This window comes from Roseisolibacter agri (assembly GCF_030159095.1).
In the GTDB taxonomy this organism is placed as follows: Bacteria; Gemmatimonadota; Gemmatimonadetes; order Gemmatimonadales; family Gemmatimonadaceae; genus Roseisolibacter; species Roseisolibacter agri.
Window position 1 is genome coordinate 74,034 of sequence record NZ_BRXS01000009.1, and the last position, 15,971, is coordinate 90,004.

At 74.1% G+C, this 15,971-nt stretch carries 13 protein-coding genes; 6 read left to right on the plus strand and 7 right to left on the minus strand.

The window, feature by feature from the left end:
- Positions 1-22 precede the first annotated feature (22 nt).
- Positions 23-1,321, plus strand: coding sequence for a threonine/serine exporter family protein (locus tag rosag_RS24250; protein WP_284352773.1), 1,299 nt, complete (start codon positions 23-25; stop codon positions 1,319-1,321).
- Positions 1,322-1,489: 168 nt separating this feature from the next.
- Here rosag_RS24250 and rosag_RS24255 read toward each other — a convergent pair whose 3' ends face one another.
- Positions 1,490-2,590, minus strand: coding sequence for a zinc ribbon domain-containing protein (locus rosag_RS24255; protein ID WP_284352774.1), 1,101 nt, complete (start codon positions 2,588-2,590; stop codon positions 1,490-1,492).
- A gap of 116 nt (positions 2,591-2,706) precedes the next feature.
- On the opposite strand from rosag_RS24255, the gene rosag_RS24260 reads away from it, so the two are divergent.
- Positions 2,707-3,099 carry a GxxExxY protein gene (locus tag rosag_RS24260; protein ID WP_284352775.1) on the plus strand — a complete coding sequence of 131 codons (393 nt, stop codon included), beginning with the start codon at positions 2,707-2,709 and terminating at the stop codon, positions 3,097-3,099.
- 127 nt (positions 3,100-3,226) lie between these two features.
- Here rosag_RS24260 and tkt read toward each other — a convergent pair whose 3' ends face one another.
- Entirely contained in the window at positions 3,227-5,263 is a 2,037-nt protein-coding gene (gene tkt, locus rosag_RS24265; protein ID WP_284352776.1) for a transketolase, read from the minus strand.
- A 297-nt stretch (positions 5,264-5,560) separates the two neighbouring features.
- Between tkt and rosag_RS24270 the strand changes: the two genes are divergently transcribed.
- The 3 genes from rosag_RS24270 to rosag_RS24280 all read left to right on the plus strand — a co-directional run bounded on the left by rosag_RS24270 (position 5,561) and on the right by rosag_RS24280 (position 10,589).
- The gene (locus rosag_RS24270; protein ID WP_284352777.1) at positions 5,561-5,857 is read left to right on the plus strand and encodes a hypothetical protein; all 297 of its coding nucleotides are present in this window, start codon (positions 5,561-5,563) and stop codon (positions 5,855-5,857) included.
- A gap of 183 nt (positions 5,858-6,040) precedes the next feature.
- Positions 6,041-7,084, plus strand: coding sequence for a CehA/McbA family metallohydrolase (locus rosag_RS24275; protein WP_284352778.1), 1,044 nt, complete (start codon positions 6,041-6,043; stop codon positions 7,082-7,084).
- A gap of 151 nt (positions 7,085-7,235) precedes the next feature.
- Positions 7,236-10,589 carry a S41 family peptidase gene (locus tag rosag_RS24280; protein WP_284352779.1) on the plus strand — a complete coding sequence of 1,118 codons (3,354 nt, stop codon included), beginning with the start codon at positions 7,236-7,238 and terminating at the stop codon, positions 10,587-10,589.
- Positions 10,590-10,748: 159 nt separating this feature from the next.
- Here the strand turns inward: rosag_RS24280 and rosag_RS24285 are convergent, their stop codons facing one another.
- Together rosag_RS24285 and rosag_RS24290 are read right to left on the minus strand one after the other, a co-directional pair.
- Positions 10,749-11,126 carry a hypothetical protein gene (locus rosag_RS24285; protein ID WP_284352780.1) on the minus strand — a complete coding sequence of 126 codons (378 nt, stop codon included), beginning with the start codon at positions 11,124-11,126 and terminating at the stop codon, positions 10,749-10,751.
- A gap of 40 nt (positions 11,127-11,166) precedes the next feature.
- Positions 11,167-12,417, minus strand: coding sequence for an exo-beta-N-acetylmuramidase NamZ family protein (locus rosag_RS24290; protein ID WP_284352781.1), 1,251 nt, complete (start codon positions 12,415-12,417; stop codon positions 11,167-11,169).
- A 149-nt stretch (positions 12,418-12,566) separates the two neighbouring features.
- On the opposite strand from rosag_RS24290, the gene rosag_RS24295 reads away from it, so the two are divergent.
- Positions 12,567-13,466, plus strand: coding sequence for a DUF4097 family beta strand repeat-containing protein (locus tag rosag_RS24295; protein ID WP_284352782.1), 900 nt, complete (start codon positions 12,567-12,569; stop codon positions 13,464-13,466).
- Between the two features lie 15 nt (positions 13,467-13,481).
- On the opposite strand, the gene rosag_RS24300 is transcribed toward rosag_RS24295, so the two are convergent.
- Genes rosag_RS24300 through rosag_RS24310 form a run of 3 tightly spaced genes read right to left on the minus strand, consistent with a single transcriptional unit; the run spans position 13,482 to position 15,893 of the window.
- Entirely contained in the window at positions 13,482-14,294 is an 813-nt protein-coding gene (locus rosag_RS24300) for a hypothetical protein (protein WP_284352783.1), read from the minus strand.
- Positions 14,295-14,313: 19 nt separating this feature from the next.
- Positions 14,314-14,595 carry a hypothetical protein gene (locus rosag_RS24305; RefSeq protein ID WP_284352784.1) on the minus strand — a complete coding sequence of 94 codons (282 nt, stop codon included), beginning with the start codon at positions 14,593-14,595 and terminating at the stop codon, positions 14,314-14,316.
- Between the two features lie 11 nt (positions 14,596-14,606).
- A complete protein-coding gene (locus rosag_RS24310; protein WP_284352785.1) occupies positions 14,607-15,893 on the minus strand; it encodes a serine aminopeptidase domain-containing protein in 1,287 nt (428 codons plus the stop codon).
- Positions 15,894-15,971: the final 78 nt, after the last annotated feature.

A 15,971-nucleotide genomic window follows, 5' to 3' on the forward strand; every position in this document is an offset into this window, starting at 1 on the left:
GGCGCCCTCTGCCGGAGACCTGGTGGCCGCACCGTCCGACCCACTGCCCGACCTTCCCGTCGCATCGCCGCACGTGGCGCCCGCGCCGTTCGTGGAGCGCCGCCGCGGCGAGCCCGATCCGCGCGCGGTAGGCTTCGTGCTGCAGCTCGCGCGCGCGCTCCACGTCTACGGCTACTCGGCGCCGCGCCTGGAGGACGTGCTGGGCGCGATCTCGGACCGCCTGGGGCTGCACGGCCACGGCTTCTTCTCGACGCCGACGTCCATCATGGCGGCGTTCGGCCCGGAGGAGCGCCAGCGCACGCACCTCCTGCGCGTCGAGCCGGGCGAGGTGAACCTCGGCAAGCTCGCGGAGCTGGAGCACGTCGCGGGCGAGGTCGCGACGGGGCGCGCGTCGCCGGAGGAGGGGATGGCGGCGATCGTGCGCATCGTCGCCGCGCCGTCGGCGTACGGATCGGCGCTCGTGACGCTGGCGCACGGCGTCCTCTCGGGCGCGGTGTGCCAGTTCCTGGGCGGCGGGTGGCGCGAGATCGGCGTCGCGACGCTGCTGGGGCTCGGGCTGGGCGCGTTCGCGCTGCTCGCGGGGCGACATCCGCGGCTGGGGCGCGTGTTCGAGTCGGTGGCGGCGTTCCTGGTGAGCGCGAGCGCGATCGCGCTGGCGCGGCTGGTGGGCCCACTGTCGATGTTCGTCACGACGCTGGCGGGGCTGATCGTGCTGATGCCGGGCCTCACGCTGACGACGGCGATCAGCGAGCTGGCGACGCGCAACCTCGCGTCGGGGACGGCGCGCATCAGCGGCGCGTTCATGACGCTGCTCGGCATCGTCTTCGGCGTGGCGCTCGGCACGCGGCTGGGCGCGGCGCTGTTCGGCGCGGCGGCGAGCGTGCCCGCGCCGCCGCTGCCGGGATGGGCGGGGATCGTGGCGCTGCTGCTCGCGCCGCTGGCGTCGGTGGCGATCCTGCGCGCCGCGCCGCGCGACGCGGCGTGGATCGTCGCGGCGGGCGTGCTGGGCGTGGTGTGCGGGCGCCTGGGCGCGGCGAGCCTGGGCGTCGAGCTGGGCACGTTCGCGGGTGCGTTCGCGGTCGCGCTGGCGAGCAGCGCGTACGAGCGCTGGCAGCGCCGCCCGTCGGCGGTGGTGCTGGTGCCGGGGATCCTGCTGCTCGTGCCGGGGAGCGTCGGCTACCGCAGCCTGTCGTCGCTGATGGAGCGGCAGACGATCGCGGGGATCGAGACGGCCTTCAGCATGATCCTGACGGCGGTCGCGCTGGTGGCGGGGCTGCTGATCGCGGGCGTCGTCGCGCCGGAGCCAAAGCTGCGGGCGTGAAACGCGCCGGACCCGAACTACAACGGCAGCAAGGATAAGATCGGACAAGATCCGATAACCACCGATGTTCCGCGTGAGGGAGAGGAGCCTCGCGCCATGCGGAGCCATCCGTCGTTATCAGATCTTGTCAGACGTTCATCCTTGCAATGCCGTTCGGGTCCAGCGCCCTCAGGTCGCCGACGCCGCTACTGAAGCGTCCGCGGGTTCGGCCGGCACGCCGCACGTCGGACAGTAGGGATAGAACGCGTTCTTCCGCGTCCCGCACGCGCGGCACTCGTCGTAGAGGTGCATGCCGCAGTGCACGCAGAAGTTCGCGGGCGTGGCGCCCACCGGCGCGGCGCCCGGCTTCGCGCCCGCGACGCCGACGATCGCCCGCTCGCAGTTCGGGCAGACGCCCGCGGCCATGCGGCGGATCGCCTCCTCGTGCCCGAGATGCCGGCGGCGCTCCTGGTCGGTCTGCGCCTCGACCTCCGCGCGGCGCGCGACGTAGCGGCGCATCGCGCGGATGACCCACACGCCCGCGATGGCGCTCGCCAGCACGCCCACGCCGTAGCGCACGTAGCCGCCGTAGCTCGGCAGGTACGGCACCAGCTCGACGAAGAACGCGAACAGCGCGAACAGCACGAACCCGCGCGCCAGCGGCCAGTACTCGCTCTTCCGCTTGCGCGCCACGAGCCAGCCCGCGACGACGAGCAGCGGCAGCGTCAGCGCCAGCCGCACGAGGAAGACGCGCAGCTCCTGCCAGAAGGTCGCGCGCGCGTGGCGCTCCCTCGCGTCGCGCATGACCGTCTCCTCCTCGCGGTCGCGCCGCTCGCGCGCCTGCTGGACGCGCAGCAGCTCCGCGTCGAGGCGCTCGACGTCGGCCTGCGCGGCGCGCGCGCCGGCGCCCAGCTGGTCGAGCGCGCGCGTGCGCTGGAGGACCTCGGGGTCCTGCCGCGGGTCGGTGGTCGCGGTGCGCGTCGCGATCCAGCTCTGGAAGCTGGCGCGCCCGGCCTGGTAGGCGTTCTCTGACGCGGTCTGCGTCAGCTGCGCGCGCTCGCGCTCGGCCGTGCGCTCGAGCTCCAGGCGCGCCAGCGAGTCGCGGGTCGCGCGCAGCCGCGCGGCGACGGCGGGATCGACGAACTGCTCGACGTCGAGGCGCTGCTGCACGCCGGGCAGGTCGGCGACCAGCTTGCCGCCGAAGCCGATGAGGAAGCTCGCGAACAGGAGGGAGACGGCCCAGCCGGCGAGCGCGAACAGCCGCTCCGGGACGCGCAGGCTGCGGAACATGGGAGACGCGGTGGGAGACGTGCGGCGGACGTGCAACCAAGGTACGGGCCCCGGCCGGCACGCGCCGCCCCCACGTGGGTCGGTGCCGTCACGCCGACCGGGCGACCGTCACGCCGATGGAGCACGAGGCCCTCACCGGCGCGATCATCGGCGGCGCGATGCGCGTGCACCGCACGCTCGGGCCGGGCTACGTGGAGGCCGTGTACCTGCGCGCGCTCGCGTGGGAGCTGCGGCTCATGGGGCACGCGGTGGACTCCGAGCGTCGACTCACGGTGCGCTACCGTGGCTGCGCGGTGGGCGTGTTCGTGCCGGACATGATCGTGGACGACCGCGTGATCGTGGAGATCAAGGCCGTCGAACGACTCGTCGCGGCGCACGACGCGCAGCTGATCAACTATCTCAAGACCACCGGCATTCCGATCGGCCTGCTTCTGAACTTCGGCGCGCCCCGCCTCGAGGTGCGACGCCGGTATCTCGGACACTGGAGAGGCAACGGCCAGCAAGGATGAAAATCTGAGAAGATCTGATAACGACGGATGGCTCCGCGTGGCGGCGAGGAACGTCTCGCCACGCGGAGCCATCCGTCGTTATCAGATCTTGTCCGATCTTATCCTTGCAAATGCAGTTCGCCGTTCCTCAGCCCTGCGCGACCACCTTCTGCGCCGCCTCGACGAGCCGGTCGACGGTCAGCCCCAGCTCCTCGAAGATGCGCTGGTACGGCGCCGACGCCCCGAAGCGCTCGATCCCGAGCACCGTCCCGCTGTCGCCAACGAGGCGGTACCACGACATCGGGTGCGCGGCCTCGATCGCGACGCGCGGCACGTCGCGCGGCAGCACCTCGGCGCGGTAGGCCGCGTCCTGCGCCGCGAACAGCTCCATCGACGGCACGCTCACGACACGTGCGCGGACGCCGGCCGCCGCCAGCTTCTCCTGGGCCGACAGGCAGAGCGCGACCTCCGAGCCGCTCGACATCAGCACCACCTGCGGCGCGCCGCCCTTCGCGTCCGACAGCACGTACGCGCCGCGCGCCAGCCCGCTCGCCGCCGCAAACTTCGTGCGGTCGACGAAGCCCAGCTTCTGCCGCGTCAGCACCAGCGCCACGGGACCCGTCGTGTGCGTGACCGCCGTGCGCCACGCCTCCGCCGTCTCGCTCGCGTCGGCCGGGCGGATCACCGTCAGGTTCGGGATGCACCGCAGCGCCGTCAGCTGCTCCACCGGCTGATGCGTCGGGCCGTCCTCGCCGAGGCCGATCGAGTCGTGCGTGAAGACGTAGATCACCTGCTGGTGCATGATCGCGGCGAGGCGGATCGCCGGACGCATGTAGTCCGCGAACACCAGGAAGGTGCCGCCGTACGGGATGATCCCGCCGTGCAGCGCCATCCCGTTCATGATCGCGCCCATCCCGTGCTCGCGGATGCCGAAGTGGAAGTTGCGGCCCGCGTAGTCCGTGGGCGCGAACGTCCCCAGCCCCTTCAGGTTCGTGTTGTTCGACGGCGCCAGGTCCGCCGAGCCGCCGATCAGCTCCGGCAGCTTCGCCGCGATCGCGTTCAGCACCGTGCCGCTCGCCGCGCGGCTCGCGACCGCGCCGTTCTCCGCGGTGAACGTCGGGATCGTCGCGTCCCACCCCTCGGGCAGGCGCTTGGCGACGCGGCGCTCCAGCTCCGCGGCCAGCTCCGGATGCGCCGCCGCGTACGCCGCCCAGCGCTCGCGCCACGCCGCATGATGCTCGGCCGAGCGCGCACCGGCCGCGCGCCACGCCTCGCGCGCGTCGTCGGGCACGAAGAAGGTCTCCTCCGTCGGCCAGCCGTACGCCGCCTTCGTGAGCTTGATCTCCTCCTTGCCGAGCGGCTCGCCGTGCGCCTTGCTCGTGTCGGCGCGGTTCGGGCTCCCGTAGCCGATGATCGTCTTCACGACGATGAGCGACGGACGCGCCGTCTCCGCCTTCGCGGCCTCGATCGCCGCCTCCATCGCCGCCAGGTCGTTGACGTCGGCCACGTGCTGCACGTGCCATCCGTACGCCTCGAAGCGCCTGCCCGCGTCGTCGCTGTACGTGAGGTCCGTGCGGCCGTCGATCGTGATCTGGTTGTCGTCGTAGAAGCCGATCAGCTTCCCGAGCTTGAAGTGCCCGGCGAAGCTCGCCGCCTCGTGCGACACGCCCTCCATCAGGTCGCCGTCGCCGGCGATGAAGTACGTGTGGTGGTCGAGGATCGCGTGCCCCTCGCGGTTGAACTCCGCCGCCAGGTGCGCCTCGGCCACCGCGAAGCCCACCGCGTTGCCGATGCCCTGGCCCAGCGGACCCGTCGTCGTCTCCACGCCGGCCGTGTAGCCGTACTCCGGGTGGCCGGGCGTGCGGCTCTCCCACTGCCGGAAGTGCTTCAGGTCCTCCAGCGACAGGTCGTAGCCCGTGAGGTGCAGGACCGAGTAGAGCAGCATCGACGCGTGGCCGGCCGACAGCACGAAGCGGTCGCGGTCGAGCCACTGCGGGTCCTTCGGGTCGTAGCGCAGGTGGCGCGTCCAGAGCAGCCAGGCCAGCGGCGCGAGGGCCATCGGCGTGCCGGGGTGGCCGGACTCGGCCTGCTGCACGGCGTCCATGGCGAGCGTGCGGACGGTGTCGATGCAGCGCTTCTCGAGGGCCGGATCGATCGCGATCGAGGGAGCAGTGGCGGTGGCCACGGGCGGAGCGGGTACGGGGAGAGGAGGGCCACCGGCGGGAGCGCGCCGGCGCCGCGCGAAAGCTAGCCGGGCAGGGTCGCCGGGCGGGACTCCGCGCCGCGTTCCTGACGCGGCCGTCAGAGGCGTCAGAGCGGCAGCCGCGACCGCGCCGCTGGCAGGGGCGACCGTCCGCGAGGCCGCAAAAACGCGCCAGGGTGGCGGGGAAACCGGGCACCGGACTGGCCATGTGGGAGGGCAGCTTCCGCCATCCGGCTGACTTCACGCCCTGGGTGGCGCCCACCCTCTGCAATCCCTTCCGTGCTCAACGTCTTCGGGCTCTCCCTGCCCGCCGCCGCCCCCCTGGGCCGCGACGAGGCGAACCTCCTGGCCGAGCGGATCGGCGCGGCCGCGGCCAGCGTCCAGCAGGGCGCCAAGGCCGCCGTGTCCGCGTCCGTACGCCGCGACGCCCAGCAGTACCTCGACGCCCGCCGCGCGGGCCAGCTCCGCTTCGCGCCGGGCGCGGGCCGCGCGTGCGACGCGGGGGCGTGGGCGCTCATGCGGCTCACCGTGGATGCGCCGGCGGTCCTTCCGGCTGCAACGCTCCTCGTCGCGTAGAGCGGCGGAGGACGGAGGGTGGAAACGCGGAGAACGGAACCGCGGAAGACGATGCTGCGCGATACGATGAGGCGGACCTCTGGGCTTGACGCGTCAAGCTCAAGGGTCCGCCCTCTCGTCTCACGCCCTTCCGTCCCCCGCTTCATCGTTCTCCGCTGTTCCGTTCTCCGCCTGTCCGTCCCCATGCGTCCCATCCTCCGCCTCGTGCTCGGTGCCTCCTTCGTCGTCGCGCCCGTTCACGCCGCCGGTGCGCAGCGCTGGTACCGCGGCAACACGCACGTCCACACGCGCGAGTCCGACGGCAACCGCCCGCCCGAGGAGGTCGCGCGCTGGTACCGCGACCACGGCTACCACTTCCTCGTCGTTACCGACCACGAGCGCATCACCGATCCCGCGCCGCTGAACGCGCAGCTCGGGAAGCCGGGCGCGTTCCTGGTGATCGCGGGGCAGGAGATCACGCAGCAGGTCGCGGACGCGTCGCATCCGCAGGGGATCCGCCAGGCGCACGTCGTGTCCATCGCGCCCGCGCGCGTCGTGCTGCCGCTGGGCGAGAAGGGGATCGCGCAGGGCACCACCGTCGCGGCGATGTACGCGTCTCACCTCGCCGCCGTGCGCGCGGCCGGCGGGCTGGCGCAGGTGAACCACCCGAACTTCCGCTGGTCGGTGCGGCTGGAGGACATGGCCGCGCTCCCCGACTCCACGCCGTTCGAGCTCTGGAACGCGCAGCCGCGCATCAACAACCTCGGCGGGGACGACGGCCATGGGCGCACGTCGCTCTCGACCGAGGCGCTGTGGGACTCGCTGCTGACGCGCGGCCGGCTGCTGTGGGCCGTGGGCAGCGACGACGCGCACAACTTCGCCGCGCTCGACGACGCGGAGACGACGCGGCCGGGCGGTGCGTGGATCATGGTGCGCGCGGACACGCTGACGCCCGCGGCCATCGTCGGCGCGATGCGCGCGGGCCGCTTCTACGCGACGACGGGCGTGCTGCTGGCCGACGTCGCGGCCGACGCGCGTGCGGTCGAGGTCACCGTCGCGGCCCCCACGAACCCGCGCGACGACCGGCGCTACCGCACGCGCTTCGTCGGCCGCGGCGGGCGCACCCTGGCCGTGGTGGCGGGCACGCGCGCGCGCTACGCGATCCGCGGCGACGAGGGGTACGTGCGGGCGGTCGTGGTTGACTCGGACGGACGCACGGCCTGGACGCAGCCCCTTCGGGTTCGATAAGGCGGAGGACGGAACGGCGGAGAACGGAGAGGCGGAGGACGGAAAAGCGTGAAACGATGACGCGTGAACCGCTGACGGCTTCCGCCGCATCGTTCGACGCCTCATCGTCCTCCGCTTCACCGTCCTCCGCCTCTCCGTCCTCCGCCTCCCGATGCGCTCATTCGCTCGCGCGCGCACGCTCCTCGCCCTGTCGTTCGCGCTGCCGGTGGTCGCGCGCGGCCAGGGTTCCGCTGTTCCGGCTCGGCCTGCACTGTCCGAACCGTCACTGTCGCCCGACGGGCGCGAGATCGCGTTCGTCTCGGGCGGCGACGTCTGGACCGTCGGTGCCGACGGTGGCGAGGCGCGGCTGCTCGTCTCGCACCCTGCGACGGAGGGCCGGCCGCTCTGGTCGCCGGACGGCAAGCGGCTGGCGTTCGTGTCGACGCGCACCGGCAACGGCGACGTCTACGTGCTGGAGCTCGCGACCGGCGCGCTGCGGCGCGTGACCTTCGACGACGTGGCCGAGACGCTGGACGCGTGGAGCCGCGACGGGCGCTGGCTCTACCTGTCCACGTCGAGCCGCGACGTCGCCGGCATGCAGGACGTGCTGCGCGTGAGCGCCGACGGCGGCACGCCGATGGTGGTCGCCGGCGATCGCTACGCGAGCGAGTACTGGGCGGCGCCCGCGCCCGACGGCGCGACGCTCGCCATCACCGCGCGCGGTACCGTCAGTGGCCAGTGGTGGCGGCGCGGGCACAGCCACATCGACGAGAGCGAGATCTGGCTCGTGCGCCCGGGCACCGGCGACGCGCCCGCGTACACCGCGATCACGAGCGGCGGCGCGAAGGACGCGTGGCCGATGTGGGCCGCGGACGCGCGCACGCTCTACTTCATGAGCGACCGCTCGGGCGCCGAGAACCTGTGGGCGCAGCCGATGGAGGGCGGGCGCGCGTCGGGCGCGCCGCGGCAGGTGACGCGCTTCACCGACGGCCGCGTGCTCTGGCCGAGCATCGCGCACGACGGTCGGGCGATCGTGTTCGAGCGCGACTTCGGCGTGTGGAAGGTCGATCTCGCCGGCGGGGCGGCGCGCGCGGTGGCCGTCACGCTGCGCGGCGCGCCCGCGACGCCCGGCGTCGAGCGACAGAGCGCGGGCGCGGGGCTGCAGGAGCTGGCGCTCTCGCCCGACGGCCGCAAGCTGGCGTTCGCGATGCGCGGCGAGGTGTTCGCGGCGGCGTCGCGCGCGCCCGAGGGTGCGGCGGGCGGCGGCGGACCGCTCGACGCGGCGCGCGTGACCGCGACGCCCGGTCCCGAGCAGCAGCTCGCGTGGAGCCCCGACAGCCGGCGGCTCGCGTACGCGTCGGACCGCGGCGGGCGGTGGCGCGTGTGGGTGTACGACTTCGCGGCGCGCCGCGAGACCGCGCTCACCGCGGGCGCGGGCGAGAGCGGCGATCCCGGTGCGGGCGACGTCGCGCCGCGCTGGTCGCCGGATGGCAGGAGCATCGCGTTCGTGCGCGGGGGTCGCGAGCTGCGCGTGGTGGACGCGACGCCGGGCGCGACGTTCGGGCGCGAGCGGCGCGTGGCGACCGCGCGCTTCGACCGGCCGCCGTTCGCGGATCCCGACGCCGTGGCGTGGAGCCCCGACGGCCAGTGGATCGCGTACGTCGCGCGCGCGGGCGATCGCGCGTTCTCCAACGCGTTCGTCGCGCGCGCGGACGGCACCGGCGAGCCGCGCCAGGTGAGCTTCCTCCCGAACGCCTTCACGGGCGACGTGAAGTGGAGCCCCGACGGCACGACGCTCTTCCTCGTCAGCGGCCAGCGCACCGAGCAGTCGCAGGTGGCGCGCATCGACCTCGTGCCGCGCACGCCGCGCTTCCGCGAGGACCAGTTCCGCAGCCTGTTCGACGTCAGCACTCCGCAGACCCCGGCTGCCCCCGTGGTACGCGACTCGAGCGGCGAGCGTCGAGCGGCGAGCGTCGAGCGTGCGGATTCGGCGCTCGCACGGTCGACCACCGCTCAACGCTCGACGCCCAACGCTCGACGCTCCACGCGCATCGACTTCGACGGCATCCGCACGCGCCTGTCGCTGCTGCCGACGGGCCTCGACGTGCAGGCGATCGCGCCGAGCCCGGACGGACGGCAGCTGCTGCTCGTGGCGTCGGCCGCGGGGCAGACGAACCTCTGGCTCTGGCCGCTCGACGAGCTCGCGCCCGGCGAGCCGGTCGTCCGGCAGATCACGTCCACCAGCGGCGGCAAGGGCGACGCGCAGTGGTCGCCCGACGGGCGCGAGATCTACTACCGCGAGAGCGGGCGTCCGAACGCGGTGACCGTCGAGTCGCGCGCGGTGCGTTCGATCGCGCTGGCGGCCGAGATGGACGTGGACTTCACGCGCGAGAAGGACGTCGTGTTCGCGCAGGCGTGGGGCTGGCTGCGCGACCACTTCTACGACGACAAGTACCACGGCGCCGACTGGGACGCGGTGCGCGCGCGCGTGGCGCCCGCGGTGGCCGGCGCGCGCACGCCCGACGACCTGCGGCGCGTGCTGAGCCTGATGGTGGGCGAGCTGAACGCGTCGCACCTGGGCGTGCAGGCGCCCGGCGGCGCGCCGCCGACGACCGGGCGACTCGGCGTGCGCTTCGACCGCGCGGCGTACGAGCGCGACGGCACGCTGCGCGTCGCCGAGGTGCTGCCGCTGGGCCCCGCGGCGCTCGCGGGCGTGCGCGTGGGCGACGCGATCGTCGCGGTCGGCGACGTCGCGGTCGCGCGCGGCACGAGCCTCGACTCGCTGCTGACGTACACGGCCGGCCGGCGCGTCGCGCTGACGCTCGCGGGCGAGGGCGGCGCGCGCCGCGAGGTGGCGGTGCGCCCGGTGACGACGGCGGTGGAGAAGGGGCTGCTCTACCGCGCGTGGGTGGAGTCGCGCCGCGAGTACGTGGCGAAGGCGAGCGGCGGGAAGCTGGGCTACGTGCACATGCCCGACATGGGCGCGGGCTCGCTCGCGCAGCTGTACGCGGACCTCGACGCCGAGAACCTCGGCAAGGAGGGCGTCGTCGTGGACCTGCGCAACAACAACGGCGGCTTCGTCAACGCGTACGCGCTCGACGTCTTCACGCGGCGCCCGTACCTGACGATGCGCCTGCGCGGCGACGAGCCCGCGCCCGCACGCGCGCAGCTCGGCCAGCGCGCGCTGGAGCGTCCGACGGTGCTGGTGGTGAACCAGCACTCGCTCTCCGACGCCGAGGACTTCACCGAGGGCTACCGCGCGCTCGGACTCGGCAAGATCGTGGGCGAGCCGACGGCCGGGTGGATCATCTACACGTGGAACATGCCGATGCTCGACGGCTCGGTGCTGCGGCTGCCGCGCACGCGCATCACGGGCGCGGACGGGACGGACATGGAGCTGAATCCGCGGCGCGTCGACGTGGGCGTGAAGCGGCCGGTCGGGGAAGCCTATACGGGGCGCGATGCGCAGCTCGATGCCGCCGTGCGTGTCCTGCTCTCCGCGCCCGTGAACGGCGGAGGACGATAGGGCGGAGGACGGAACGGCGGAGGACGATGGAGCGTGAGACGGAAAGGCGGATCTTTCAGGCTTGAAGCTTCAAGCTCGAAGGATCCGCTCTTTCGTTTCACGCCGTACCGGTTTCCGCCGTATCGGTTTCCGCCGTTCCGTCCTCCGCCGTTCGCGCGCTCAGATGGGCTTGTAGAGCGCCATGTAGGCTGCGATCCCGCCGAGCACGGGAAGGGCGACATAGATCGGCTTCGCCAGCGCCGGGCGCCGGTACGGGATGAAGAGCAGCGCGGCGACGATCCCCCAGATCACGAGCTTCACCCACAGCCAGCCCGGGAAGGCCGAGCCGTGCAGGAAGCCGAGGCGGGCCAGCATGCCGAAGCCGCCGACGAGGAGCAGCAGCACGCCGACGCCGTGCAGCGCCGCGACCAGCGCGCGGGCGCGGTTCGTCTGGCGGCTGCCGCCGTTGAGCGCGTGGATCGCGGTCGCGCCGAGCGCGGACATCACGAGGACGAGGCCGACGATGTGGACGACCTTGTAGAACGGGAGCGAGAACATCGCGTGGGGACGGGTGGGGGCGATCGGGACGCGGTGAAGCCTAGCGGTAGAGCAGCACCGACGCGCGGTCGCGCGCGAACGCCGCCGCCTCGCGGTCCCACGCGTCGAGCAGCGCGGGGAGCGTCCCGCCCTCGATCGCCTTCCGCACCTGGTCGGAGCCGGTCAGGCGGTCGATCGACGGGCGCCACTCGAACTCCGTCGGGTGCCGGCGGCGGATCGCGTCGATCGTGAGCAGCGCGGTGCGCACCGGGCGGTACGCCTGGCGGTCCGTGACGGCGATGCGCAGCGCGGGGATCGTCAGCCCCGGATGCTTGGCGGCGGTCGCGGCCACCGGCATCGTGATCGCCTCGAAGCGGACGCCGGGGAAGCTGCGCGCGTTCAGCGTCGCGGCGACGCCCGGCGCGTCGAGGTACGGCGCGCCGAACTGCTCGAACGGGCGGTCGGTGCCGCGCCCCTCCGTGAGGTTCGTCCCCTCGAAGTAGACCGTGCCCGGGTAGCTGTTGAGCGCCGCCAGCGAGCGGAGGTTGGGCGACGGGTTGATCCAGGGGAGCCCCGTGTCGTCCTGCCACTGGCCGCGCCGCCAGCCGGTCACGCGCGCGACGTACAGGTCCGCGCCGATCCCGAACCTCGTGTTGAAGAGCGTCGCCAGCTCGCCGACCGTGAGACCATGGCGCGCCGGGATCGGGTACTTGCCGACGAACGAGAAGAAGCCCGGCTTGATGAGCGCGCCCTCGACGATCTCGCCGCCGATCGGGTTGGGGCGGTCGAGCACGACGAACGGGATCCCCTTCCGCTTCGCGGCCTCCATCGCCAGCGCCATCGACGAGACGTAGGTCCAGGTGCGCCCGCCGACCTCCTGCAGGTCGTAGAGGATCACGTCGACGTCGCGCAGCATCGCCTCCGTGGGGGCGCCGTCCTCCGCCTTGTAGAGCGAGTGGATCGGGACGCCGGTCTTCTGGTCGACCTCGTCCTCGATCTTCTCCCCGGCCTGCACGGTGCCGCGGATCCCGTGCTCGGGCGCGAGCAGCGCGACGAGCTCGAGCTGCGGGTGCGCCGCGACGAGGTCCACGAGCGGGACGCGGTTGCGGTCGATGGCGCCGTGGTTCGTGAGCAGCGCGACGCGCTTGCCGCGGAAGCGCGCGGGCACGTCGGCGAGGAAGGTCTCCAGCCCGGGACGGACGACGGCGGCGGCCGGGCTGGCGTCGGCGGCGGGCCCGGGCGACGGTCCCGGTGCCGGGGAGGGCGCGCAGGCGGCGACGAGCAGCAGGACGGCGGCGGCGAGCGCTCTCACGCGGGCTCCGGATGCGGGGAGTGGGGCAGGGCGACTGGGACGCGCGTCCAACTTAGGCAAACCATCCGCGGGTCGCGCCTGTCCCAGGGAGGAGCGCCCGGACCCGCCGGGCGCGCCTCGCCGCGACTTCACGTCCGCCCGTCCGTGCCATGCGCCGACTCCCCGTCGTTCTCTCCCTCGCGCTCGCCGGCGCGTCGGTCGTCGCGGCCGCGCCGCGGTCGCTCGTCGCGCAGCGCTACGGCGCCGACGACTACACCGCGCCCCGCGCCGCCACCGTGGACGCCCGCGGCGCTCGGCGCCTGGAGGTCGAAGGGAAGGCCGGCGGGCTGCGCATCCGCGGCGTGGACGGGCTGACCGAGGTGCGCGTGCGCGGCACCGCACGCGCGTCGCGCCGCGAGTGGCTGGAGGAGATCCGGCTCGTCGCGCGCCGCGAGGGCGACGCGGTGGTCGTGCGCGCCGACATCCCCGACCGCGAGTACGGCTGGAGCGACGGCAACCACTCCCGCGCGCTCGACCTCGTGCTCGAGGTGCCGCGCGGCATCGCGGCCGACGTCAGCGACGGCAGCGGCGAGGTCGAGATCCGCGGCGTCGGCGCGCTCTCCCTCAAGGACGGCTCGGGCGAGATCGACGTCGAGGACGTGGCGTCGGCGCGCATCGACGACGGCTCGGGCGAGATCCGCGTGCGCGACGTGCGCGGCGACCTGCGCCTCAACGACGGCTCGGGGAGCATCGACGCGGCGGGCGTGCGCGGCTCGGTCGTCATCGAGAGCGACGGCAGCGGCGGCGTGGACGTGCGCGACGTCGGCGGCGACTTCACGATCCAGGACGGCCGCGGCCGCGGCGTCACCTACCGCGACGTGCGCGGGCAGGTGCGCGTGCCGGTGGACCACCGCTCCATCGAGCGCGCGCGCGAGCGGGCCGAGCGCGAGCGGGAGCGGGCGCTGGAGCGTGCGGACCGCGAGCGGGAGCGCGCCCTCGACCGCGCCGCGCGCGACCGCGACCGGGCGCTGCGCGAGCGGGAGCGGGCGTACCGGCGCACCTGGTACTGAGCCCGCTCCGCTCGTTCATCGATATCCGAACGCGCGGCCCAGCCGCAGCGACAGCTCCGGTCCCGTGCGCGCGGCATCCAGGCCGCGCCGCACGGGACCGCGCGCGTCGGCCTCGATCGTCCAGCGACTGACGCGCCCCAGCTCGAGCGCGAGGCCGACGTCCATCAGCATGCCGTCGTGGCGCGCGGCCGGGACGCCCTCGCGGTCGACGTGCGTCACCATCGGACCACCGCCCGCGCTCAGCACCGGCGTCACCGCGCCCATCGCCGGCAGGCGATATGCGGCGCGCACGAGCCCCGCGATCGACTGCTCGTAGCGGTGGTCGACGAGGTAGGTCGCCGTGACGCAGCCGAAGAAGCCGCCGCAGCGCGTCTCCTCCGCGAAGCGCTCCGACGTGGCGTTGCGCACGAGCGCCGCCGCCTCCAGCGACAGCCGCCCGCGCACGGGCACCCGGATCGCCAGCGAGACGTCGTGGTCGGCGCCGCTCGCCAGCCCGGCCGCGACGCGCAGCCGCGGACGGTCCGGGGCATCGGCGGCGAGGCCGCCCGACCCGGCCCAGACGCCGAGCGCTCCGCCGATGCCGGCTGCGAGCGCGGCGTTGAAGGCGGTCGCGTCGGAGACGAGCCACCCCTCGCCGCCCGAGCTGATGTACGCGGCCGCGAGCCCGGTGCCGCTCGCGGCGCCCTCCAGCAGCGGGCGCACGATGCTCCACGCGCTGCGACGGGTCGGTCTGGGGGCGGCGTCCTGCGCGTGCGTCGCTCCGGGCGCCAGCGCGAGCACGGCGGCGATCAGCGCGGGCGCACCGCGCACGATGTGCGTGATGGACATGGGTCGGGGATGCAGGGATTCAGCGCGGGCGTACGGTCACGCCGATGGCGACCGCGCGTGCCCAGGTGCCGTCGCGGCGCGGCACGCGCGTGGGCGACAGGCGCGGGCGGAGCCGGAGGGCGTCCGTACGCTGGGGGCGCTTCGCCTCCGCGGCGCTCGGGCGTACGGCGAGGCGGCGGCCGTCGTGCGGCAGGGGCATGAGGACGCGCGATCCGGTCGCGGGCGCCGGCTCCTGTGCGGCGGCGGGCAGCCCGCCGCACAGGATCAGGCCCAGCGCGGCCGCCGGGAGGAGGCGACGCATCGCGGCCACCCTCACGACGCGGGCTTCACGCCCGTGCCCACCCAGCTCGCCAGCGCCGCGAAGCCGTCCAGCGCCTGCGCGGCCGAGATGCCGCAGTGGCCGGCACCGAGCGGGGCGCGCTCCAGCAGCATGTTCGCGGTGCCCGTGGCCGTCGCCTTCGCGCGCAGCGCGTCGACGTGGAAGTACGGCACGGCGGGATCGAAGCGGTTGTGCACCGACACGACCGGCATCCGCAGCTCGCCCGTCGGCGTGAAGTTGTGCGACAGGTAGTTCTCCGCCGACGGCGCCATGGTGACGCGCGGGGCGAGCGCGTCGGACTGCGCGATCATCGCGGCGAGGGCCGACGCGGGGATGGGGCCCACCGGCGTGCCCAGCGTGTAGGTCTCGCCCGCGTTGCCGAACGGCGTGTGCCCGTGCGTCAGGTCGAGGACGTCCGCGATGCCGCGCTGGTGGAACGACAGCGCCGCGTACAGCGAGCCGATGAGCGTCGGGACCATGTTCGCGCCGGGCGCGTACGGGAGCGGCGTCTGCCGCGTGCTCGCCATCGCGAACAGGCCGGCGATGTTCGCCTGCGCCGCGCCGGCGACCATCGGGATGGTGATGGGCTGGTCGGGTGGCGTCAGCGGGCCGCCGGGGATGGACGGGAAGTGGACGTTCGCGAGCGCGCGCACGTGCCCGAGGTACTGCGTCTGGAGCAGCGTGCCGCCGACCATCCCGCACATCAGCAGCGCGCCGTCGTACTGCTTCGGGTACCGCTCGGCCAGGTCGAGCGCGACCGCGGCGCCGAGCGAGTGGCCCATGAGGAAGCTGCGCGTCGCCGGCGCGGGCAGCTCGGCGTTCAGCAGGCCGCGGAGCTGATGCGTGCGCTGCGCGCCGTCCTTCACCGCGAAGCCGTTGCGCGAGTACGACGAGGCCGCCACCGCGTAGCCCAGCGCACCGAGCGCCTCGCGGACCGCGTAGAAGCTGTCCTGGTCGGCCATGCCGACCGGCGCGGTGGCGTCGCGGAAGCCGTGCGCGTAGTAGACGACCGCGCCGTTCCACGTCCGCGGGACGTGCAGCGCGTACTCGGCGCCCGGGCCGGTCTCGCCCTCGACGATGCGGGCCCAGGGACCGCTCGCGGGCTCGGTGACGACGGCGGCGTCGCCGGCGCGGCGGTCGGTCGGACGGAGCGCGTGCGTCGCGGTGGGCGAGGTCGCGGCGTCGGCGCAGGCGCCGAGGAGCGTGGTCGTGATCGCGAGCGTCGCGAGATGAATGGACCGACAGACGGTGCGACGGATCCGGCGGGAAGACGCGGACATCGTGGGCCTCCGATGATCGTGGGCGGCCGCCGGCTGCGTTCCCTTTCTTGTGGGGTCACCGGCGGCGGGGTAGCGTGA

What these genes read in the sequence shown, in the direction of transcription:
- rosag_RS24255 (WP_284352774.1), bottom strand. Translation starts at nt 2,590, where the DNA reads ATGTTCCGCAGCCTGCGCGTCCCGGAGCGGCTGTTCGCGCTCGCCGGC.
- rosag_RS24260 (WP_284352775.1), top strand. Translation starts at nt 2,707, where the DNA reads ATGGAGCACGAGGCCCTCACCGGCGCGATCATCGGCGGCGCGATGCGC.
- rosag_RS24275 (WP_284352778.1), top strand. Translation starts at nt 6,041, where the DNA reads ATGCGTCCCATCCTCCGCCTCGTGCTCGGTGCCTCCTTCGTCGTCGCG.
- rosag_RS24280 (WP_284352779.1), top strand. Translation starts at nt 7,236, where the DNA reads ATGCGCTCATTCGCTCGCGCGCGCACGCTCCTCGCCCTGTCGTTCGCG.
- rosag_RS24285 (WP_284352780.1), bottom strand. Translation starts at nt 11,126, where the DNA reads ATGTTCTCGCTCCCGTTCTACAAGGTCGTCCACATCGTCGGCCTCGTC.
- rosag_RS24295 (WP_284352782.1), top strand. Translation starts at nt 12,567, where the DNA reads ATGCGCCGACTCCCCGTCGTTCTCTCCCTCGCGCTCGCCGGCGCGTCG.
- rosag_RS24300 (WP_284352783.1), bottom strand. Translation starts at nt 14,294, where the DNA reads ATGTCCATCACGCACATCGTGCGCGGTGCGCCCGCGCTGATCGCCGCC.
- rosag_RS24305 (WP_284352784.1), bottom strand. Translation starts at nt 14,595, where the DNA reads ATGCGTCGCCTCCTCCCGGCGGCCGCGCTGGGCCTGATCCTGTGCGGC.
- rosag_RS24310 (WP_284352785.1), bottom strand. Translation starts at nt 15,893, where the DNA reads ATGTCCGCGTCTTCCCGCCGGATCCGTCGCACCGTCTGTCGGTCCATT.